Annotated in this window: 20 protein-coding genes and 1 pseudogene; 7 read left to right on the top strand and 14 right to left on the bottom strand. The window is 63.2% G+C overall.

The window, feature by feature from the left end:
* Positions 1-120: 120 nt before the first annotated feature.
* Positions 121-1470: a hypothetical protein gene (locus NMQ09_RS17640; protein ID WP_255191891.1), complete on the top strand. Its 1350-nt coding sequence runs from the start codon at positions 121-123 to the stop codon at positions 1468-1470.
* A 27-nt stretch (positions 1471-1497) separates the two neighbouring features.
* Here the strand turns inward: NMQ09_RS17640 and NMQ09_RS17635 are convergent, their stop codons facing one another.
* The 7 genes from NMQ09_RS17635 to NMQ09_RS17605 are packed head-to-tail and all read right to left on the bottom strand — an operon-like array spanning position 1498 to position 10513.
* Positions 1498-2256 carry a DUF7289 family protein gene (locus NMQ09_RS17635; protein WP_255191890.1) on the bottom strand — a complete coding sequence of 253 codons (759 nt, stop codon included), beginning with the start codon at positions 2254-2256 and terminating at the stop codon, positions 1498-1500.
* On the bottom strand, positions 2253-2738 hold the full coding sequence (locus NMQ09_RS17630; RefSeq protein ID WP_255191889.1) for a DUF7266 family protein: 486 nt from the start codon (positions 2736-2738) through the stop codon (positions 2253-2255). Before NMQ09_RS17630 ends, NMQ09_RS17635 begins: the two co-directional genes overlap by 4 nt.
* A complete protein-coding gene (locus tag NMQ09_RS17625; RefSeq protein ID WP_255191888.1) occupies positions 2735-3475 on the bottom strand; it encodes a DUF7261 family protein in 741 nt (246 codons plus the stop codon). The genes NMQ09_RS17630 and NMQ09_RS17625 overlap by 4 nt, the downstream gene beginning before the upstream one ends.
* Positions 3469-4113 carry a DUF7288 family protein gene (locus NMQ09_RS17620; protein WP_255191887.1) on the bottom strand — a complete coding sequence of 215 codons (645 nt, stop codon included), beginning with the start codon at positions 4111-4113 and terminating at the stop codon, positions 3469-3471. Before NMQ09_RS17620 ends, NMQ09_RS17625 begins: the two co-directional genes overlap by 7 nt.
* Before the next feature lies 1 nt (position 4114).
* Positions 4115-4651 (bottom strand): DUF7287 family protein, encoded by a 537-nt coding sequence (locus NMQ09_RS17615; protein WP_255191886.1) that lies wholly within the window; start codon positions 4649-4651, stop codon positions 4115-4117.
* A 1-nt stretch (position 4652) separates the two neighbouring features.
* Entirely contained in the window at positions 4653-6698 is a 2046-nt protein-coding gene (locus tag NMQ09_RS17610) for a type II secretion system F family protein (protein WP_255191885.1), read from the bottom strand.
* Positions 6695-10513 (bottom strand): ATPase, T2SS/T4P/T4SS family, encoded by a 3819-nt coding sequence (locus tag NMQ09_RS17605; RefSeq protein WP_255191884.1) that lies wholly within the window; start codon positions 10511-10513, stop codon positions 6695-6697. The genes NMQ09_RS17610 and NMQ09_RS17605 overlap by 4 nt, the downstream gene beginning before the upstream one ends.
* Positions 10514-10873: 360 nt before the next feature.
* Between NMQ09_RS17605 and NMQ09_RS17600 the strand changes: the two genes are divergently transcribed.
* A complete protein-coding gene (locus NMQ09_RS17600; RefSeq protein WP_255191883.1) occupies positions 10874-11080 on the top strand; it encodes a hypothetical protein in 207 nt (68 codons plus the stop codon).
* Positions 11081-11113: 33 nt separating this feature from the next.
* Here the strand turns inward: NMQ09_RS17600 and NMQ09_RS17595 are convergent, their stop codons facing one another.
* The 3 genes and pseudogenes from NMQ09_RS17595 to NMQ09_RS17590 form a co-directional block, all read right to left on the bottom strand.
* The gene (locus NMQ09_RS17595; protein WP_425607272.1) at positions 11114-13702 is read right to left on the bottom strand and encodes an RtcB family protein; all 2589 of its coding nucleotides are present in this window, start codon (positions 13700-13702) and stop codon (positions 11114-11116) included.
* Positions 13694-14002 (bottom strand): annotated as a pseudogene (locus NMQ09_RS21190) (RtcB family protein); the annotation flags it as partial. The gene NMQ09_RS17595 and the pseudogene NMQ09_RS21190, both read right to left, overlap by 9 nt.
* A gap of 96 nt (positions 14003-14098) precedes the next feature.
* Positions 14099-14518, bottom strand: a complete 420-nt coding sequence (locus tag NMQ09_RS17590) for an archease (RefSeq protein WP_255191882.1) — start codon at positions 14516-14518, stop codon at positions 14099-14101.
* A gap of 107 nt (positions 14519-14625) precedes the next feature.
* On the opposite strand from NMQ09_RS17590, the gene NMQ09_RS17585 reads away from it, so the two are divergent.
* Positions 14626-15102, top strand: a complete 477-nt coding sequence (locus NMQ09_RS17585; protein ID WP_255191881.1) for a GNAT family N-acetyltransferase — start codon at positions 14626-14628, stop codon at positions 15100-15102.
* A 108-nt stretch (positions 15103-15210) separates the two neighbouring features.
* Positions 15211-16245, top strand: coding sequence for an AI-2E family transporter (locus NMQ09_RS17580; protein WP_255191880.1), 1035 nt, complete (start codon positions 15211-15213; stop codon positions 16243-16245).
* A gap of 4 nt (positions 16246-16249) precedes the next feature.
* Here NMQ09_RS17580 and NMQ09_RS17575 read toward each other — a convergent pair whose 3' ends face one another.
* The 4 genes from NMQ09_RS17575 to nreA all read right to left on the bottom strand — a co-directional run bounded on the left by NMQ09_RS17575 (position 16250) and on the right by nreA (position 18397).
* Positions 16250-16453 (bottom strand): hypothetical protein, encoded by a 204-nt coding sequence (locus tag NMQ09_RS17575; protein WP_255191879.1) that lies wholly within the window; start codon positions 16451-16453, stop codon positions 16250-16252.
* A 52-nt stretch (positions 16454-16505) separates the two neighbouring features.
* A complete protein-coding gene (locus NMQ09_RS17570; RefSeq protein ID WP_255191878.1) occupies positions 16506-16769 on the bottom strand; it encodes a hypothetical protein in 264 nt (87 codons plus the stop codon).
* A 44-nt stretch (positions 16770-16813) separates the two neighbouring features.
* Positions 16814-16981, bottom strand: a complete 168-nt coding sequence (locus NMQ09_RS17565) for a hypothetical protein (RefSeq protein ID WP_255191877.1) — start codon at positions 16979-16981, stop codon at positions 16814-16816.
* A gap of 114 nt (positions 16982-17095) precedes the next feature.
* Positions 17096-18397 (bottom strand): DNA repair protein NreA, encoded by a 1302-nt coding sequence (gene nreA, locus NMQ09_RS17560; RefSeq protein ID WP_255191876.1) that lies wholly within the window; start codon positions 18395-18397, stop codon positions 17096-17098.
* A 132-nt stretch (positions 18398-18529) separates the two neighbouring features.
* On the opposite strand from nreA, the gene NMQ09_RS17555 reads away from it, so the two are divergent.
* From NMQ09_RS17555 to NMQ09_RS17545, 3 genes are all read left to right on the top strand, one after another.
* Complete coding sequence (locus NMQ09_RS17555; protein ID WP_255191875.1) at positions 18530-19069, top strand: DUF4399 domain-containing protein; 540 nt, start codon at positions 18530-18532, stop codon at positions 19067-19069.
* Positions 19070-19670: 601 nt separating this feature from the next.
* Positions 19671-20018 carry an ArsR/SmtB family transcription factor gene (locus tag NMQ09_RS17550; RefSeq protein ID WP_255191874.1) on the top strand — a complete coding sequence of 116 codons (348 nt, stop codon included), beginning with the start codon at positions 19671-19673 and terminating at the stop codon, positions 20016-20018.
* Positions 20015-20323: a DUF7521 family protein gene (locus tag NMQ09_RS17545; protein ID WP_255191873.1), complete on the top strand. Its 309-nt coding sequence runs from the start codon at positions 20015-20017 to the stop codon at positions 20321-20323. The genes NMQ09_RS17550 and NMQ09_RS17545 overlap by 4 nt, the downstream gene beginning before the upstream one ends.
* Positions 20324-20440: the final 117 nt, after the last annotated feature.

Below are 20440 nucleotides of genomic sequence, written 5' to 3'. Positions count from 1 at the left end.
GATAGCGTTCGTCTCCGACAATAAATCCTCACCCGCGATTATCAGTGTTGAGAACACCGTCTGTCGGCGGAGAACGTCCCACCGATCGATACTTGATCCGATCGGCCGTATCCGTCTACGATGGACCGGAGCGACCTTCGCTCGTTCGCCGACCGGATTCGAGCGCTTACCGACGCGTCACCGCCGACGTCGACGGCAGAGACGCGATCGTGGCTCCTCGAGCCGCTGCTCGAAACCCTGGGCTGGGACGTACACCACCCCGACTGTCGAACCGACGTCACCGTCGCTGGTACCCGACTCCAGTACGTCCTCGCCGTAACGTCGACGCCGGGGATGTTCGTCGCCGTCGAGTCGTACGCGGAGTCGCTCGAGTCCGACCGCGTCGATCGGTTACAAACGACGATGGCCCGAACCGGGGTCGACAGAGCGATCTACACGAACGGCAGGGAGCTCGTGTTACTCGCCGGTGTCGATGGCTCCGACCGATTCGAGTGTCCGCTTCACGCGATTTACGAGCACGACGACGCGCTCGCTCACTTCTCGAAGCGAAGCGTCGCACAGCGATTCGAGCGACAGACGCGTCGTCACGCCGCCCGTCGACTCGCCGTGGGCCGAGCCGAACTGGCATCGACGATCGCTCACGAACTCGCACTGGTCGCCGGGGAGCGCTACCAGCCGACGTTCCAGCGCGCCAGCGCCAGCTTCGTCGACTCGCTCGTCGAGGAGCTCGCCGACGCCACGTCACCGATCGTGACCGGAGCCGAGCCGTCGTCCAGACAGTCCTCGGGGGTCACCGAGTCGGCGGCTGCCAGTCGATTCGACGAGGACGAACCGGAGTCGACAGCAGACGCGCCGCTGTTCGTGGCCGACGACCGATCCGTCGGCGAACTCGACGGAGACCCGGACTCGACCGGCGACACCGGAAATGCAACCCCGGAAAGATCCAACACCGGAGATCCGGACCCGGAAAGATCCAACACCGGAGATCCGGACCCGGAGAGACCCAACACCGGAGATCCGAACCCGGAGAAATCAGCCACGGAACCGACCGACGAAACTAAACTCGAGGAAGAGCCTGAAACTGGCTCGTCGGCCGACGCCGCTCACGACGAATCGGGACGGAAAAGCGGCGAGTACGTCGTTCGATTCTTCGGCGACCGGGGTTCCATCGGCGCCATCGGCCACTCGAGGCCCGAGGAGGCGACGGCCCACGCCGCGGAGTTCCTCTTCGAGCGCGGCCTCTCCGGCATCCAGACGCCCTGGGGCCCGGACGACGGTCAGACGGTGCTCAACGACGAGCCAACGCGGTCAGATGGTTCGCCGATGCCCTCGGTTCGGGAGCTCTCGAACGGGCTCTTCCTCGATACGACGGGCGACACAGACGAGCTCGCCGCGCGAGTCGTTTCGATGGCCGAACGCGCGGGGCTCCGGGCGATGCTGACCGGCGACTGGTCGGCGGAGAGGGCGTGATCGACGCCACAGACGACGCGGTGAGAATCAGTACTCGATGTCGATGACGACGACGTGGACGGAGACGCGGCCGACGTCGTCTCCGTTGCACGTGAACACGTCACCGTCGACGGTGCTCCAGCCGTCGTTCGTCAGCGACCGCTCCCAGCCGTTCTGGTACGGCGATGGTTCGAGGAACTCGAGTCTGACCTCCTCGACGTCGGTGACGACCGTCTGTGACTCGTCGCGCTGTTTCACCGCCGTGAACTCCTGGACGTTGCTGCTCGCCAGCGACTGGTCGTCGGCTTCGATGGCGACGAGCGAGACGACGACCGCCCCGCTGTCTGCGTCACACCTGACCGGTGGCTCCGAGATGGTGACGTTGCCACTCGGGTCGCCGCGGAAGACGCCACCGCCCTCGTAGGCGATGGTGTCCTCTCGGCCGCCAGCGGAATACTGGAACGTTCCCAGCGAGACGTTGCCGCTCTCGAGCGGATGTACTTCCGCCCCATCGCTCGTTTCGACGGTGACGTTGAGTACAGCACCACCACTGCCGGTCGTGATCGTCCCCTCGCGCAACGCGAGTTCACCCGCCCGTTCGTCGATGCCGTCCGATCGAAGCACGTCGTTGAAGTTGTCCGCGAGGGCGACCATCCCTCGCTCGGCGTTTCGAAGCTGCTCGCCCTCCTGGTACTCAGTCATCGCCTCGAAGCCGACGAACGCCAGCAGCCCGACAGAGCCGATGATGATCCCGAACACGAGGACGAACCCGAGCACCTCGCTCACCGCACGGTCATCGCCTCTCACGCAGCTTCACCTCCAATGTAAATCTCGTCTCCGTCACTCCGAATTTCGATCGTCCCGCCCGATGCGGAACTCGGATCGATGTCGTTGTGCGTCACTTTCACCGGGACGCCAACCTCGAGGTCACCACCCTGATAAGCCAGGATCAAACAGTGGTCAATCTCGTCGTCGAGCAGCGGCTGCTCGGAGCACGAATCAGTCAATTCGACCGTGTACCCAGCTCCCGCCACCGTCTGTGGATGATCGGCCTCGATCGTCACGTTCCCCCCGTCGGCGGTCGCCCGATCCACGCTCGAGAGTTGGCTCGAGAGTCGCTCACCGATCGTCTCGAGTGAGTCCGCGGCACTGCGCTCTTTCTCCGTCTCGAGGAGAAAGCCCGTCCCCATCATCAGCCCGGCGATGATCAGCGTGGTGACGGCGATCGTCAGCACGTGCGTTACCGCAATCGAAACCGCCCGATCGTCACGGCGCAATCGGCCGGTCACGTGTCATCACCCTCCGGCCAGGCGTGATCCGGCACGCCCTCGTAGATATCGACCGTAAACGTCCGATCGTAGGTGACGCCGCTCGAGTCGTAGGTGTAGGTGATATCGACAGCCCACGCCGCGTTTCCACCGGAGTCTTTGGTTACCATCTCGTAGTACACATCGTCATCTAGATCGATCGAAATCTCATGCTCATCGGCGGGGTTGAGAGGTTCACAACCGCTCGGTAGATTCGATCCCGTGACGAAATCGACGACACCATCGCTATCTACAGTTTCATCACACAGGGTGATCCCGCTCCCTGCCTCCGTTATATTCACGTCAACGTCATTGGGTTCTTCGAGGGTGAAGTGGCCGATGTGCTCCTGTTTGTCCTCTTTGGCAGAAATCGTTTCACTATGAAACGTCGCCCCCTCAGAACTGTCCACTGAAACGTTCACAATCGCTGGTTTCGTCGCTCCCGTCGCGTCCCGGTACTCGGAAACAAACGACTCGACGTCGGTTTCCCAGTCGCTGCTCTCCTCGAGGTTCGATCGCTGCACGATCCCCTGAATCCCTTGCTCGAGTTCGCGCTCTGACGTTTTCACGTCGGTCGTGGCCTTGCTCGCGTCTTCGGAGGCGATCGTCTGGGTGAACAGGAGACCGTTGAAGACGATGACGATGGCTAAGAGGATGAACGCGACGGCGATCGCAGTGATGAGGATCAGCTGGCCGCGGTCGTGTCGTTCGGTCACCATACGACGACGCGCACCTCCACGACGTTGTAGATGGTCTGGTCGTCGTCGACGTTCGGTATCGGTGACTCGTCCGGGTACCCCTCGTAGACTTCACCGAGGGTCTCACTCGTACTCTCATCTCCTGTCAGGTGCTGATCGTCGTACAGCGTCACGATCTTGCTCGCGGTGAACGCGTTGGTGTCCGGCTGGCCCTGGTAGACCAGTTTCACGGGTTCGTCGTCGCTCTCGTTCTGGTGGTGCAGTTCGACGTTGTAGTTACGGCCGTCGCCTTCCGCGAACCGTTCGCCCAGGATTTCTCCCAGGAGGAACCGTTCCTCGAACGCCGACGGTTCGTACGTCCCTTGTGGAAGTCCGAGACTTTCGTTCTCGAAGGTGACCGAGGGTGCAGTCGATTCGTTGATTTCCCAGTGACGAACCATCGCCGACAGGTTCCCCTCGGCGTCGGCGACGACCAGCGAGTCCTGGAGCTCCTGCTGTTGTTGGGCCTGAATGGATCGGTCGATCGTCCCGCCGGTCGTCGGCGTGATCACGACCGCCTGCATGGCGAGCAACACCGCCAGCAAGACCGCCATCGAGCCGATAAAGCCCTCGAGAGTGTACGCCTGCCCGCGGTCCGAACGCGACTGTCGGCGTCTCATGTTACCATACCCTCACGGAGAGTCGGCAGGCGGGGTTGCACTCGTAGTCGTCGCCTTCAGCCGGGTCGATCGTGACGATCCGCGAGGCGCTCGAGGTCGCCTGTCCCTCATCGTAGTCGTCGCCAGCCGTGACGGGAAGGTCATTACCGCCGGTCGATTCGTTGAGTGAGTAGATCGTGACGTTTACTCGATCGATCGCGATAGGGTCGCCGTCGGCCGTCGTGGTCGACCTGAGCCCGAGGTTCTCGATTCGGTCCTCCTCACTTTCGTACCGCTCGTCGAACGCCGTCAGATTCAGTTCGTTCGCGCCGTCGGTGTCCACCGAGAGGTCGTCGACGATCGTCGCCGCGATCCGGTCGGCCTGGGCCGTCTCTGCCCCGCCAACCGGCGTCGAAAACGGCGTGATGAGCGTCGGGACGTACGTGAACACGAACGCGATGGCGAGCAGGAACAGCCCGATACCGACGGCGAAATCCTGCGTCGTCTGGCCGCGGTCGGAAAGCGAAATCGACACCGTGGGAGTGCGTTTTCGGGTCATTTCAGGAGATCACCGCCCACACGACGAGTGCGACCGTGACCAGCACGATCGCGTACTTCAGGCCGCTCATCAGGTCTGCGTCGCGGATGTAGCCGCTGATGAATCCCGAGAGGATCGCCTGGAACGTCACCGCGTGGAAGAACAGCATCGACAGCAGATCCGTGTTGACGTCCAGTTCCAGTCCGTCGGCACCGCCACCTGCGTCAGCGCCACCGTTACCGGTGTCGAGCGTGGCAAACGTGTCGATGAACTGCGTCTGCAAGATCGCCATCACCGCGAGCATCGTCATGAACGTCATGATGATGATGGCAACCTGCATCATCGTCCGCGCCTTCCGATCTCGCTCGATGTCGTCGTGGTTCTCGCTCGCGACGGCGGCCGTCCGAAGGACGTCAGAGATCTCGTTCGAGGCCTCCTGTGCCTTCTCGATGAGCCTGACGGTGCGAGCCAGCCGCGGCATGTGATACTTGTTGTTGAACTCGATCAGCGCCTCACCCAGACTCATTCCGTATTTGACTTTGGTGTGCATCTCCTCGAACTCACGGGACAGCTTCCCGTTCGAGGTCTCCGCAACCGAGTCGAGCGACTCGAGCAACGTCTGGCCGGTGTCGTTCGCACTCGAGAGCTTTCGCAGATCCTCAGAGAGCGTTCCGGTGACGCCTTTTCGCGAGCGGAGGTTCCACTCGCGGAAGATCGCGAGCGGAATCATCGTCAGATACGCGGGAACGTAGAGGTAGATGAACGTCCCCCAGACGGCGTTGTCGACGAGTCCCTCCCACGTCGTCGGTGCCGAACCGCTCACCATCGCCGTGACGACGACGACCAGTGCAGTCGGCACCGTCAACGCGAGCGTGTACAGCGGTTGTTCTCTGAAGAAGTGATGTGGCTGCCGGAGGATCTGAATCGTTTCGTGTGTCCCCTCTCGACTTTTGATCCGGTCGAAGACGCTGTGACCGCCGGTGAACTGCTCGATCAGTCCGAGGTCGAGCAATCCGCCGCCGGCGCGTTCGACCCGGCGGTCGCCACCGCCATCGAACGAGAGGTAGCCGTCGCCAGGGTCGTCGATCTTGACCGTCGAAACCAGGACGATGAAGCCGACTCCCACCAGCGGAATCAGCGCATAGACGACCAGGTAGAGCATCGTGTTCGACACGTCCGTATCCGGCATGATCTGCATGATCACCATCAGGATGATCATCAGTAACGGGAACAGCGAGAGCGTCATGTACATCTCGCCGAACAGCTCGAGCGTGTCGAGGATCTGTTCCTGTTGCTGTTTGGCCGTCCGCATGTGCTTTTCTTTCTTGTCCTCTAAGAAGCTCTCCATGTCCCCGCCGCTGTTGATGATCGAGAGCATGTCGGTCAGAAACTGCGAGAGTTCGTCGCTCGGTGTCTCGATCGCCTGTTTCCGGACGGCCGTCCGGTAGTCGATGTCGAAGTACTCCGTCTCCTGGACGATGCTCTGAAACTCCTTTGACACCTCGCCGTAGGTGTCCTCGGCCTCCGCCATCGCCTCGAGGATCTCGAGCTGGTTGAGCCCACCGACCGAGAGCGCGTACATGTACGACACCGAGTCGGTCAACAGCATGTTGATCTCCCGGTTACGCGCGGAGGCGCGGGAGTACGGGACGGCGACCAGCGAGCCGAACCCGAGTGCGAACCCGATCACCCCGAACACCAAGCCGGTGACGACGACCAGTGCAGGGATCCGAAGCATCTCGAGGAGTTCGATGATCGCCGGGTCCCGAACTGGCATCCCGATGAGGGTGTCGACGGTGACGAGCCCAGTGACGAAGATCACGTACCCGAGGACCAGCCCGAGCAGCCAGAGCAGGAGGCCGCTGATGAATCCGACGCCGAGTGACCGGGCGAGGTAGAGTTCGACCGTGTCGGTCATCCGGGACTGAGCGAGTTTCTGCTCAACGTCGCGGACGAAGCCGCTGTCTTCGTCGAACAGTCTGTCGTAGAGCGGGTAGAACGCGTCGCCCAGCGCGTCGGAACTCGTGGCGACGCCACTGTTCGACTCACCGCCCACCTTCAGGCTCATGCGTCGTCCTCCTCGTCACTGGAGGCCGACGACTCCGCACGCTCGAACGGGGAGTCGGCAGCGTCGTCGAACAGCGATCCGCCGTCGGTTTCGTCCTCGTCCGACTCGTCGCTGAAGATCGACTCGGGTGCGTCCTCAAAGACCGACGTCGGCGTATCGGCGCGTTCGCCGGGCGGGGCGTCGTCACGGTCGACTGACTCGTCGCCAGCGGCCTCGTCGTCGGTGGCCCCCTCTTCGAACATCGCCTCGTCCACAACGGAATCGGCAGCGTTCACCGAGCGGTCAGCGTCGATGTCCTGCTCCGGGACGGCGGTGTCGGCCGTCTCCGTCGACGGTTCGCCGTCGGTGGACTCGGGCTCCTCACTCGAGGGCTCCTCACTCGAGGGGTCGCCCTTCGTCGTGGACTCGGGTTCCAATTCGTCGTCGGCGAAGATCGAGTCGAGTGCGTCCTGCTCCGCTATCGATTCGGGATCGTCGTCGGCGTCAGCCGACGACCCAGAAGCAGATTCGGTGGCGGACTCAGCACGCTCGAGTTCCTCGAGCGTACTCCCCATGTCCTCGAAGAGACTCCCCACGTCGTCGTCATCCTCGTCCTCGCTCTCGAATCCAAACCCGGTCCCGGCGGGGGCGGCATCCGTCTCGAGGTCGAGTGTCTCGTCGCCGTCGGATTCTTCCTCGCCTGTCGACGACTCGACCGCCGACCGGTGACCGTCCGCAGCGGAGTCGCCGGCTGCCCCCTCACTCGCCGGTACAGCAGTTTCGGAGTCCGCCGCCTCCGCCTCGTCGGTGGTCGGCTGCGCCGCCTCGAGTTGCGGTCGCTCCGGCGCCTCCCCGTCAGCATCGGCGCTGGCATCCGCCGGTTCGGCGTCGTCGGCCGACGCGTCGGCGGTATCGGCGACCACGAATCCGCTGTCGTCCTCGAGCCACGACGGTGGTTCAGTTCCGACGTCGTCGTCGAACGTGAACTCGGCCGATCCGTCGCCGAGTTCCCACTCAGCTTCCTCGACGCCGTCGTCGACTTCGCCCTCGAAGTCGAACTCGTCGACGTCAGCCCTGTCGACCTCGATCGGGTCGGCTTCTCCGATGTCGTCGATGACGCTGCCAAGTCCGCTGGGTACCTTCCCGCGATACTCCTCGAACAGCGACTCCTCGGCCCGCTCTAAAATGTCGAGTGAGAGATTGTACGTCTCGTCCGTCGCGTCCGGCCGGGGAACGAGGGCTTCCTTTTCCGGATCGACGTCGATCAGGACGCTTTCCATCGTCCGGAGGTCCTCGAGACTCTCCTCGAGTTGTCCGTTCGCGATGAGCGTGAGGATCGTCTCGGGGTCGTTGATGAACGCCTGAACCGTCGCAGCGACCTGTGCATACGTGTTGAGTCCGTTTTTGATCAGGTACGCGAGGATGGCCTGGCGTTTGAACAGTTCCTCCTCGAGTTTCTCGTAGCTCCATCCCCGGTCGAACTGGATCTCATCGAGGATGTTCGAGTCACCCATCTTGAGGTACTCGTCGGTCTCTGCCTGCCACTGGTAGACGTCCTGGACGTTGATCTCGTCGTTTTCGGCCTCGTAGTGGTTAATCTCGGTGAGCGACTTGTTTCGACGGACCTTCCGGCCCTGGACCCGGGTCTGGGTCTGGATCGAGACGAGGTCCAGGGCCGTGAACATCGTCTTCGAGACGTTGATCGGGTCGGTCGTAAAGCGTTTCAGCACCTCGTCGACGGAGTCGGCGTGGAACGTCGTGTACGTCGTGTGCCCCGTCGACATGACCTGGAACGCTGTCCGACCCTCCTCACCACGGATCTCACCCATGACGATGTAGTCGGGTCGTTGACGCAGTGCGGCCTCGAGTAAGTCGAACTCGTCGACGTCACCCTGGGCGTCGTCGGAGAACGAGGGTCGCGTCACAGAGGCGATCCAGTTCCGTTGTGGGAGTTCGACCTCGCGAGTGTCCTCGATGGAGACGATCTTGGTACTCGAGGGAATAAAGAGCGAGACCGCGTTGAGCGAGGTCGTCTTCCCGGACGCGGTACCGCCGGCGAAGATCAGGCTCTTGTGGTTCTCGATGCAGAGCCAGAGGAAGGCCATCTCGTCTAAGCTGAACGTATTCCAGTTGATCAGGTCGATCGGCGTGAACGGGACGTCCTTGAACTGCCTGATCGTGTAGTTCGTCCCGTGGTCTGAGACCTCAGCCCCGAGTGTCAGCTGCGCACGCGAACCGTCCGGCAGTGTCGCGTCGACCTGCGGGAGGCGTTTGCTGATCCCCTTCCCGGATCGCTGGGCGAGTTTGACGACGAAGTCGTCGAGTTCTTTCTCACCGTGGTAAATGTTCGAGATGATCTGTTCGTACTCGGAGTGGTAGACGAAGACGGGTGAGTTGTAACCGTCGACGGAGATGTCCTCGACGTTGATGTCGTGTTTGATGGGATCGATTCGCTCGTAGCCGATGAAGTTGCGCTTGAGCATGTAGAGCAACTTCTCGACCTGGTACTCGTTCAGCGTGTCCGAGTCCTCCTCCAGGAGTACCGGCTCGGGCCGGGTGACGATGCCGTCGAGCTCGCCGAGTGGCTCCGTTCGTCTCTTGTCGGCGGATTCGCCCTCGCCCTCTCCGGCGTTGGCGCTTGCCTCCGCATCGTCGTCGTTGATCAGACGCTTCACTTTTCCGAGGAGACCCGTCTGCTCGTCGTCGTCGCTGTGCGTACTCGAGTCGCCGGCCGGTGTGTCACTGGCACCGGTGTCGGACGCTGAGTCGTCCCCGTCTCCGAACAGTGACGTGACGGATCCGAGGATCCCGTCACCGTCACCACGGTCCGGTTTCTCGAAGAGATCGTACCGTTTCAGCAGTTTTCGCGTCTCCGTTTCGATGACGGCCTGCTTGTCGTCGTCGGTTGCGGTGTGTTTGACGCCGTCGTCAGCGTACTTGATTGCCGTTCGGAGTTTGCCCGAGAGGAACTCCTGGAGTTCGGTTTCGATCTCGTTCAGATACGGTTCGATCGCGTAGTACTTTTTCTCGTTTTCCTTCTCCGAGTGGAAAATAATGATGAACGTGTAGGGCTTGTTCACCCAGTAGCGTTCCTCTTCGCGGAAGTACGCCTTCTTCTCGAGCGGGACCGCCTTCTCGAGGTCGTACCGGTTGACGACGGTAGTGTGTCCGTCGTCGGTCGAGAAGAAGTCGTCTTCGTCGAGGTCCTCACTGACGGTGACCGTTCGTTCGTCGATGACGTCGTCGAGAGCCATCGCGACGTCGTCGGCCTGGGACAGTTTCGCCTCGAGGTCGTCCGGATCGAACCCGAGTGCCGCCTCCTCGTCAAACGGTTCGATCGTCCCATCTTTGGTACGTGGTCTGGCGCCGTCGTCGTCGTAATAGTACTCCCACTTGTAGTGTTCCCACGTGTAAACGTCTTTGACGACCGGGGTCGTCTCGGGGTCGACGTAGTCGAGGAAGGCGTCGTTGAGGTACTTCGCGTTCGGTCCGAAAACGTCAGTGATGAGGTCGGAGAGGTCGTCCGGATGATAGCCGAGGTACGTCTCTGGATCGAACGTTACGTCGTCCCAGTCAGTCCCGGTCGGAACGTCGGCCGATTCACCGGTCTCGAGTCCGAGTTGACTCTCCGTCGACGCTGACCCGTGACCGTACAGCGAGGACACCTCGTCGCCGTGCCCGTACTCCTCCATGAAGTCGGCCCACGTGTACTCGCCGACGCGAACGCTCGAATCGCGTATCGGCCCGGCAGAATCGCGTTCGTCCGACTCGGATGCCGACGGATCGGACCCGGAGAGGTGACCGGCGTCGGTTCCATCAGCCTCGTCAATAGCCATTGACTCCCTCGAGAGCGTCCCCCTTCAAAAAATTCATCCGCAAATTACCAATTCTGATAATCCCAGCGGCGCGGTCACCGTCCATCAGCGTTCGTAAACGACGGTCGTGTAACATGAGAGGTCCCTCTGACGTGTGATTTCGTTCCCGACACAACTTTTATTTTATGATTACGTGTCCAACACGATCGAGGTGAGGCCGGCCAGTCAGGACGCTCGATCCGAGTGGACGACGACCGAAGCGCGACCCACCGTGATCGACCGAGCGTGTCATACGGTCTGTCGTGATTCGGTAATACAGTACAACGGTCCGTCTCAGTCGACGACGTAACGACTACGGTGACGACCGGCGAACGAGCGTGTATGGAAGACGAGATGCTCAGGGACCAGCGTCGACTCGTCGAACTGATCGAGGCCGAAGGCTGGGCAGTGACCGACGTCGAACTTTCGGCGTACGACAGTCCGTGGGCCGACGAGGACGACCCCGAGGCGACGGTAACGATTACGGCGAGAAAACCCTACGACGACGGTAATGACGATGACGACGACAGCCCGTACCGGGTGAAGTGACCGACGTGGACGGGCGGTCGTCGACCGAACGGGTCACCCCTTGATGTTACAGACCGGGAAGGTACGCGCGACCTTGTCGCCGATGCCGAGTTCGTCGGAGACGCGGACCACCTCGTCGACGTCCTTGTAGACGCCCGGGGCCTCTTCGGCGACGGTCGCGCCGGACTGGGCTTTGACGAAGATCTGTTGCTGATCGCGGAGTTCGTCCCTGACGTCCTCGCCCCAGTAGTCTTTCTTCGCTTGCGTGCGGCTCATCACGCGCCCGGCGCCGTGGGCCGTCGAGCCGAACGTGAGCTCCATCGAGCGGTCGCCGCCCGCCAGCACGTAGCTGCCCGCCCCCATGCTGCCGGGGATGATGACGGGCTGGCCGACGTCGCGGTAGACGGCGGGTACCTCGGGATGGCCCGCTGGGAACGCCCGCGTCGCCCCCTTCCGGTGGACGAAGTACTCGCCCGCTTCGCCGTCGACCTCGTGGGTCTCCTTCTTCGCGATGTTGTGGGCGACGTCGTAGAGCAGTTCCATCTCCATCTCCTGCCAGGGGCGGTCGAAGACGCGCTCGAACACCTGCCGCGTGCGGTGCATGATGAGCTGACGGTTCACCCACGCGAAGTTGATCGCCGCGTTCATCGCGCCGTAGTAGTCCTCGGCGAGCTGTGAGCCCGCGGGTGCCGCGGCGAGCTCCCTGTCGGGAAGCTGGTTCAGCAGGCCCTGGTGCTGTTTCTCGATCTTTCGCAGGTAGTCGTTACAGGTCTGGTGACCCAGCCCGCGCGAGCCACAGTGAATAAGGACGACGATCTGGTCTTCCTCGAGTCCGAACGCCGCCCCGCGCTCGTCGTCGAAGATGTCCGTGACGCGCTGGACCTCGAGGAAGTGGTTACCCGAGCCGAGCGAGCCGACCTGTCCTTTCCCCCGTTCTTTGGCCTTCTGGGAGATCTTCGAGGCGTCGGCCTCCTCGCGGTGGCCCTCGTCCTCACAGCACAACAGGTCCTCCTCGACGGCGTGGCCGTTCTCGAGCGCCCATTCGACGCCGCGCTCGAGGATCTCCTCGACCTCGTCGACGTCCGTCTCGACGACGCCGCCCTTGCCGAGCCCCGACGGCACGTTGGCGAACAGCGAGTTGACGAGCTCCTCCTCGTGTCCCTGCAGGTCGTCGTAAGTGAGGTTCGTCCGCATCATCCGGACGCCGCAGTTCGAGACGACGAACCCATCGGCGATGAAGTTGTGCGCCTCGTGAGTGACCCCGATGTCGTAGACCGAACACTCACCCGCTCGTTCGATGGCGCTGATCCGCGTTCGGGTCGTGAGATTCTCATCCACCGTGACCGTCTCACAGTATTCCTCGAAGCCAGGGAAGTCGGCCGGTGGGCGCGGCCGACCGTTGCGTCCCGACCAGACGCTTCGTTCGATGAATCGTTCGTTGACGTCGAACTGGGACTTGATGTCGGTGACTGGCGTCCCACCGTCAGCCATCGCTTTCGCCTGCCTGGCGATCTCCGAACGACGATCGATAACGGCCTCTTTCGTCTTTAAGTATTGGAGCGCTTTGATCGACTGCGTGCGCTTCTGGCGGTTGTATCGGTATCCGACGGTGGAAAAAAAGCGGATCAGATTCTTGGAATCGTTCTTTATCCCGAGTCGGAGCCTGATCGTCTCTCGTTTCCCCCTGGAGTCCGTCTCGAACCGCTCGATCCGATTCGTCTCGACGCCGACGTCCTCGAGAAATGCGGCGATTTCCCGCATGAACTGTTCGCCTGCGTCGGCGGCGTCGACCGTCCGATTCTGGGAGACTTTCGGACAGTAAAGGTTCTTGTCGTGTTGGGCTGACGGCGCACTCATCTCCGCACCGAAGTACGCCGACACGTACAGCGCTTTTTGCCAGTCTGCGAGTCGATCGAAGTACCAGGGCGTCGTAAACTCGGACTCGATTTTTCGCCCGTCCGGTGCGCCGAGTTCACACAGGAGTTTCTGGAATCCCTTCGAGCTCGAACGGACGCTGTATTCGGTGGTCTCGAACGAGTTCCCATCTATCTCGTGGGATCGCTCCCGTTCGTAGATTTTCGACGGGGTGAACCCGACAGCACGGATGTCTTCCTGGATCGACTCGAGGTCTTCAGGTTCGGCGTAGAACCACGTCTGTCCACCGTGTCCGATCGCCCCGTCTCCGGTATGAAACCCCACGAGCTTGAGCAGTCGATTGAACGCCTCGTCGGTCGATTTCAGTGGAAGGAGATTACGATCTTCCAGCGAACGGACGAGCTGTGGGTTCTCGTCGGCGAAGTCGTCTTTCGACACCACCGTGAACTCGTCTGGTTCCTCGTCTTCGAGGCCGCGGAACGGCTGTACCAGCACGTCGTCGCCCTCCGAGAGGGCTTCGAGTTCGACCATCCCGTCGGGCGTCAGGAACGGATGATCGGCGGTTGCCCTGATTCGATCGCCGGTCTCGGTTTCGACTTCGTAGACGGCCGCGTTCTCGCGTTCGGTGAACAGCTGTATCGGCGAAGCGACAGACTCGTCACCGGCGACGATCGCTCGTTCGTCCTCGAATCGGTTCCGGAGTTCTTCGATCGGGATCCGTCGTCCGAACTCGAGCAAGACGTCGGTGTCGCCCGGGAGGCAGTTGATGTCGTAGCCAACCGAACCGGGCGAGATACAGCCCGTTTCGGCGTCGAACGCCCCGACGCCGCCAACCGGGAAGCCGTACCCCTGGTGGCCGTCGGGCATGCAGATGCCGTACTTGGCGATCCCCGGCAGGTGCGTCGAGTTCTTCAGCTGCTCGAGCGTCTTGTCGCCGGCGATCTCCTCGAGCAACAGCTCGCTGGCGAACACCCGCGCCGGCGCGCGCATCCCGCCTTCCTGTGGAATCTCCCAGATGTACTCCTCGACTTCCTGGAGCGTGATGCCGTCTGCGTCGAACGTGGTCATACACGACAGTGCATCGCCCTCGGTGAAAGAAGTGTCCCTGTTCGGGGTTCGACAGCCGATTTCACGCGATCGCCTCGGGATTCGACGCCGGGCGGCTTACACGTCGAGGACGACGTACGCCTCCCACCCTTCCGGCCCCTCCTCGAGTCGCATCTCGGAGTAGGTGACCGCTTTCACCTCGCGGGCGTCGAGTTCCGTGAGAGGGACGCCGCGGGCGCTGGCCTCGAGCGACCACTCGCCGTCGCCGTCGGGGCGCTCGATCGTTTCGACGCGGTTGTCGACGGGGAGTTCGTCGCGGACGTCCCGCAAGTAGATCAGTTCGTCGAGGTAGTCGAACAGCAGGGCCTCGTCGCTCTCGGCCGTCACCGAGAGGTCGAACCGCACTCCCTCGTCGGGGACGTTCTCACAGCACGCCGCCGCGAGTCCGTCCGCGGTGGCGGCGAACGCCTCCTCGAGGTGCTCGCCCGTTGCGGCGACGGCGACGTCGGCCGTGTGCTCGCGTAGTTGGAATTCCATCGTCGGCTCGTTCGGCGGCCGTCGTCGTATGTCCGTCGCTCGAGCTGGCGGCCGTCCGCACATGGTTGCCGGTGGAATTATATTTACGTCCCTGCTACCGGTTGGTAGTGAGCGTCAACGTCGACAGTCGGGTCGTCGGGCCGGGCAGCGATGAGTTCGTCGAGGACGCCTGGGACCTGAAAGAGCGCATCCGGAGCGACGAGGGCGTCCTCAAGCAGCGTCGTGACTTCTTCACCGACGCCTATCGGCGCTCGACGGTCCACTGTTACGTCGAGGACGGACGGCTGATCGGCTTCGCCGCCGTCAGGCGTGACGGCTACATCCTCTTTCTCGCCGTTTCTCCCGAATACCGGGGCGAAGGAATCGGCAAGCGACTGATCGCCCGCGTCGCGGGCGACCACCGATCGGTCACCTGCCACGCCCGGACGACGAACGAGAACGCCCTCCGATTCTACGAACACCTCGGCTTCGAGATCAAACGCCGCATCGACAACTACTACGAGGACGGCGGCGACGCCTACTACCTCAAACTCGGGCCGGACACCGGTCTCGCCGACCGACTCTCGGACCTGATGCGACGGTAGGGCACTCGACCGTCGACGACGCTCGACAGTCCGTACGGTTTCGTCGACAGCGTCGCCGTCACGCCCGCCGACCTCAAGGCTTATGTGCTGAACGCGACAGTTCGGCGCATGGACGTACGAACCGGCTTTTTCGCCCTGCTGGTCGCCGGCCTCGGCGTCGTCGGCTACCTCATGGTCGACCCGTTCTTGCAGTACGTACTGGCCGCCGGGCTGCTCGCGTTTCTCCTCACGCCCCTCCACGGTCGACTGGCGCCCCGGATCGGTCCCCGTCCGTCGGCGATCGTCCTCACCGCGTTCGCGTTCGTCGCCGCCGTCGTCCCGCTGCTCGTCTTCTCGTTCGTCATCCTCCAGACGGTGCTGTCGTTCTTGAACGACCTCGAGGAGTCAGACGTCACCGAGGCGATCGAGACGGTCAGGAACGTGCTGGTCGACGACTTCGGCCTCGACCCCGAACAGGTCGACGAGCTCGAACTGATGGTCGCCGAAGAGTTCGAGGCGTTCCTCTACGCGTCGCTCGAGACCGTCCTGAGCGAGGCCCTCGGGCTCGTCAACCGGACGATCCACATGAGCTTCGGGCTGATGGTGCTCGTCTTCCTGCTGTACTACTTCCTCGTCGATGGGGAGCGCTTTCTCGGGTGGGTCCGCGGGGTGACCCCACTCGAGGACAGCGTCGTCGACGAACTGTTCGACGAGATGTCGGTCGTCACCTGGGCCGTGATCCAGAGTCACCTGCTCGTCGCGATCGTCGAGGGGATCCTCGGCGGCATCGGCCTCTACGTCGTCGGCGTCTCGAACGTGGCGTTCTGGACCGTCGTCATGATCGTCGTCTCGATCCTGCCGATCGTCGGCGTCTGGCTGGTGTGGGGGCCGGCCGTTGCCTACCTGTTCGTCACCGGCGACGTCCTCGGGGGGGTCTTCTTGCTCGGCTACGGACTCGCCGTGCTCTCGGTCGTCGATAACTACCTCCGGGCGATCTTCGTCGACAAGGGCTCCGGCCTCCACCCGGCCGTGGTGCTCATCGGCGTCGTCGGCGGCATCTACTTACTCGGCATCCTGGGGCTGTTCCTCGGGCCGATCCTGCTCGCGGTGTTCAAAGCGAGCGTCACCGTCTTCAGCCGGACGCAGAACCCGTTCGACTCCTGATCCGTCACCGGTCGTCGGCGTTCGACTCTGCGCTCCCGTCGCGCTCTTGCTCCTCGAGTTCCTCGAGGAACTCCTCGGCGTCGTGCTGGATGTAGCCCGTGACGATCGCCATAATCGCGAGCACGAACACCGGAACGACGACGAGCAAAAAGACGATGCCGGCGAGATCGAGCAGACTCGGATCACCGGGAACGAACGCGACGAACATACGCGTTCCTCGTTCTCACTCGGCTTAGGCGCTCTGATCCAGCGAAGCGAGGTCAGTCGTCGCGTCCGTCGTCCTCGAGGGCCTCGACCCGTCGCTCGAGGTCCTCGAGTCGGTTCCGGACTCCCTCGCCTGGCCCCTCCCGCGCCGGCTCGTCGGCTCGCGCCCGGGCGTCGCCGTCGTCGCGTCTCGTGAGGTGCCAGGCGAGGGCGACGATGGCGATCAGAGGGAGTCCGAACACGAGGACGAAGATGAACAGGAGGATCAAGAGCTCCGGTCCGCCCGGCAGCTGGGCGATCGTGGAGGGGGTGAGGACCATGCAGACAGAAAGGATCGTTGACGTAATAGTCGTTTGGGTGACACTCACTCCCGCTCGACGGTCGCGGAGTCGCCGTCGTCGTCGCCGCGTCGCGCGACGAGGTAGAGCAGGGCCAGCGGGATGGCGACGTAGAAGACGAGCATCAGCGGGAGCAGCGACAGCTCTGAACCACCGGGCAGGCTGACGACGATACCGAGACTAGACAGGCGCACGTGGATCGATTCGACCTGCAGTGGCCTGTCCGTTCTGGTCCGATCGACGAATTGCGTCGGGACCCGGCGGGCGGTCAGGTGGACCGCGAGAAGGCGTCGGGATCTGACGGACGGTCAGGTGGACCGCGAGAAGGCGTCGAGACTCGACTGCACGCCGGCGGCGAGTTCGGACTTTCGCCGGAGGCGGTCGTGGGAGACGGGCAACTGCGCTGTGACGGCGGCGACCGCTCCGTGGAACGTCTCGGCCTCGCCGTACTCTCCATCGAAGGCGTTCCGGACGCTCTCTCTGACCTGCCAGACGCCCACGGGTGCCCAGTAGTCGTCGCTCACCTCCCGGAGAACGAGACACTTCGCCTGCCGGCCGATCGACTCGAGGTGCTCGAGGACGCCCAGCCGCGCGGCGTAGTAGGCTCCGGCGGTCTCCTCGACGTAACTCGAGCGCCCCTCGTAGCCCTCCGACGCGCTCGCCATCCAGACGTCGTCGTGCGGGTCGGGGTTCCAGATGCTGCCTGGGGCTTTCATCTCGACGAGTTCGAACTCCCAGCTGCCTGGGGCGAGGACCACCCAGTAGCGGTTGCCCACGTACTCGTTCGCCCACACCTGCACCTCGTCGACGCTCGGGGCGTTCTTGATCCGACCGCGGAGGTACTGACCGATCGCGTCGTCGACGGCGGTGATCGACCACCGGGTGGGCACCAGCCGTCGGCTCTCGGCTTGCCCGAGCGCGCCCGCCGAAAGGATCGAGTCGATCTCGTAGACGTCGAACCCCCGGCGATAGAGGAACGTCATCGCCCCCTGGGCCTTCCAGTCGTCGTCCTCGAGCGTCTTCTGCACCGGCCGGGGAACGTGGGGGTTCTCCCGAAGCTCGGCACCGCGGGCGGTTGCCCGCGGCCCACGCGGGGTCGCCACGTCCGTCCCCGCCTCGAGGCCGAGGTCGGGCGTTCCGTCGAGGCCGATCTCGAGGTCGACCGGTCGATCGGCGATCGCCACTTCGCGCTGGACGCCGACGAACCCATCCCAGACGTCCGCCACCGAGGGCGCCAGTCGGCTGGCGATCGACGGCGAGGTGACGTCGGCGCGCTTGCTCGAGTTCAGGAGCCCGGTTCGGCGCTGGAGCACGTCCTCGATGTCGTAGCCCTGGCGGTACCAGCGTCCGTCGGTGACGTACTCCTCCGCCCGCGCCTCGTCGCCGACCGGCGAGAGCACGCCCACGGGGACGTCGGGATAACTCGAGCGGCCGACGAAGATCGACGGCGCGGTCGAACCCACGAGAGTGTCGCCGCTCAGCGCCTGCTCGAACTCTCGTTCGAACCGCTCGAGGTGATCTGTGATCGCGTAGGACTTTGCTCTCGCGAGGCGCCGACGTTCGGCCTCTTCGTCGGGCTCTAGATCCTCGATGTAGTCGTCGAGGCGCATTCACCGGGGATACGCGCGGCCCGGGTTTGAATGTTGAGTTGGCGATCGGCCCGATCCCAGTCGTCGCGGCGAGGCTCCCGGCCTGCCAATCACTGCTCCGCCCTTTTCGGCCGTGCGAGGCTAGGAGCGACGATGAACTCACGAACGACGCGCAGACGACTGCTCGCCTCGAGCGCTGCGGTCGGCCTGGCCGCGGTTGCGGGCTGTACCGACGCCGACGAAGGGGGCGATCCGATCTGGGGAACAGGTCCCGACGAAGAGGCGGAGGACGCCGGCGCCGGGGCGGACGAGGAGGACGAAGACGACCTCCCCGAGGACGTCGACTACGAAGATCCCGACGGGGAGGTGGCGTTCGTCGAACCGGAGGACGGTGAGGAGGTCACGAGCCCGGTCGAGATCGAGCTGGAAGCCGAAGATTTCGAGGTTCGGCCGGAGGGCGACGCCCCCCAGCAGGGCGCCGGACACCTGCACCTGCTGATCGACGAAGCGCCCGTCGAGCCGAGGGAACCGATCCCCTTCGAGGAGGGGTACATCCACTACGGCGACGGCGAACTCGAGGACGAACTCGAACTCGAGCCCGGCGAGTACGACCTGGTGTGCCAGGCGAGCGACGACGCCCACGTCGCATACGACATGACCGACGAGAGTTCGATCACGGTCGTTGAGGAGTGATCGGACGACACGCTCGGCGGAGATCGATTCGGGTGTCGAACGGGTAGACATGGGCGTCGAACGCCGCAGTCGCAGGAGAGCCGGGGCGACGTCAGCGGGCAACGGCAGCGGGATCGAACTCCTCGCAAAAGTGCCGCCGGTGGGGACACCGGGCCGGTTCCGGCCCGGGATGGCGACGTTCGATCGTATCGATTGTCAGAGGCAGAGGCCGACGATCCGGGTCTGATCGTCGGACCTCGAGTGTCCATTCTTCCGTGAACACCATATATCCCGAATCGTATTTTCTCGATCAGAAAACACCCACGGGTCTGAGAAAAACGTCGGCCAACGCCACGTGCAGTCGGCGGTCGAAAAGCGGTGACGGCACCGATGACCGGCAGGAATCGGTCGACGTCGCTGGAACGCTCGGGATCGAACGGCCGATGAGCGCGTTCGAGCGATGGGTGGGGGCTGGCAGGCGTCGACGATGGCGGGTAGCACGTGATCACCGTCCGTCACCACGTGTTCATCGACGGGTGACCGACGTCAACGGGGTCGCGGATTCTCTCGCTCAGAAAAATCGGACACTTTTTCATATCGATCGGACAACGACCGAACGTCAGTGAGTGAGGAGTCTACCCTGTCGGAGTTGCTCGCCCTTCTCGACGACGAGTACGCACGATCGATCCTCACCGAAACCAGCGTCGAACCCATGTCAGCCAGCACACTGAGCGACCGCTGTGACGCCTCCTTGCCGACGATCTACCGTCGACTCGAGCGCCTCGAGGAGTGTGGCCTCGTCACAGAACGAACCGAGATCGCATCGGACGGCAACCACTACAGCGTCTACGAGGCGCGTCTCGACACGTTCGAGCTCTCACTCGAGGAGGGTTCGTTCTCCGTGGACGTCTCCTACCGGGACGAGGACGTCGCAGACAAGTTCACCCGAATGTGGGAGGGGATGCGATGACGGACGTCGTTCGACTCGACGAGGCGACGATGTTCGAACTCATGACCGTGGCGAGTCTCTTTCTGGTCGCGCTCATCGGGACACTGATCGCCTACCAGGCCTACCGCGGCTACCGGCGAAACGATAGCCGGTCGATGCTCTATCTCGCCGTTGGGTTGCTGTTGCTGACGCTGTTTCCGTTCCTGTTCAACGTCACGCTCACCAGCCTCGCTGGCACGGATCGCGTGGTGACGGTCTTCGTCGAGAACCTCAGCCGCCTCGCTGGCCTGCTGGCGATCATGTATTCGCTGTACGGCCGTCACTGATCGGCGCTCCGACGCACGCTCGGCGGGTTCGACGCGTCTCTTTTCGTGGGCTGTCGCGAGGTGCCGGCGAGCGCTCGAACGAGCCGTGGCGCAACGCGGCGGGCGCTCGAGCGTGGG

Source organism: Natronobeatus ordinarius (assembly GCF_024362485.1).
GTDB classification, from domain to species: Archaea; Halobacteriota; Halobacteria; order Halobacteriales; family Natrialbaceae; genus Natronobeatus; species Natronobeatus ordinarius.
This window is presented reverse-complemented; position numbering and strand designations above follow the sequence as displayed.

Excerpts from the sequence above, each read along its gene's own strand:
- NMQ09_RS17590 (WP_255191882.1), bottom strand. The coding sequence starts at position 14,518 with ATGGAATTCCAACTACGCGAGCACACGGCCGACGTCGCCGTCGCCGCA.
- NMQ09_RS17640 (WP_255191891.1), top strand. The coding sequence starts at position 121 with ATGGACCGGAGCGACCTTCGCTCGTTCGCCGACCGGATTCGAGCGCTT.
- NMQ09_RS17570 (WP_255191878.1), bottom strand. The coding sequence starts at position 16,769 with ATGGTCCTCACCCCCTCCACGATCGCCCAGCTGCCGGGCGGACCGGAG.
- NMQ09_RS17605 (WP_255191884.1), bottom strand. The coding sequence starts at position 10,513 with ATGGCTATTGACGAGGCTGATGGAACCGACGCCGGTCACCTCTCCGGG.
- NMQ09_RS17575 (WP_255191879.1), bottom strand. The coding sequence starts at position 16,453 with ATGTTCGTCGCGTTCGTTCCCGGTGATCCGAGTCTGCTCGATCTCGCC.
- NMQ09_RS17610 (WP_255191885.1), bottom strand. The coding sequence starts at position 6,698 with ATGAGCCTGAAGGTGGGCGGTGAGTCGAACAGTGGCGTCGCCACGAGT.
- NMQ09_RS17615 (WP_255191886.1), bottom strand. The coding sequence starts at position 4,651 with ATGACCCGAAAACGCACTCCCACGGTGTCGATTTCGCTTTCCGACCGC.
- NMQ09_RS17625 (WP_255191888.1), bottom strand. The coding sequence starts at position 3,475 with ATGGTGACCGAACGACACGACCGCGGCCAGCTGATCCTCATCACTGCG.
- NMQ09_RS17600 (WP_255191883.1), top strand. The coding sequence starts at position 10,874 with ATGGAAGACGAGATGCTCAGGGACCAGCGTCGACTCGTCGAACTGATC.
- NMQ09_RS17545 (WP_255191873.1), top strand. The coding sequence starts at position 20,015 with ATGACGGACGTCGTTCGACTCGACGAGGCGACGATGTTCGAACTCATG.
- nreA (WP_255191876.1), bottom strand. The coding sequence starts at position 18,397 with ATGCGCCTCGACGACTACATCGAGGATCTAGAGCCCGACGAAGAGGCC.
- NMQ09_RS17620 (WP_255191887.1), bottom strand. The coding sequence starts at position 4,113 with ATGAGACGCCGACAGTCGCGTTCGGACCGCGGGCAGGCGTACACTCTC.
- NMQ09_RS17555 (WP_255191875.1), top strand. The coding sequence starts at position 18,530 with ATGAACTCACGAACGACGCGCAGACGACTGCTCGCCTCGAGCGCTGCG.
- NMQ09_RS17580 (WP_255191880.1), top strand. The coding sequence starts at position 15,211 with ATGGACGTACGAACCGGCTTTTTCGCCCTGCTGGTCGCCGGCCTCGGC.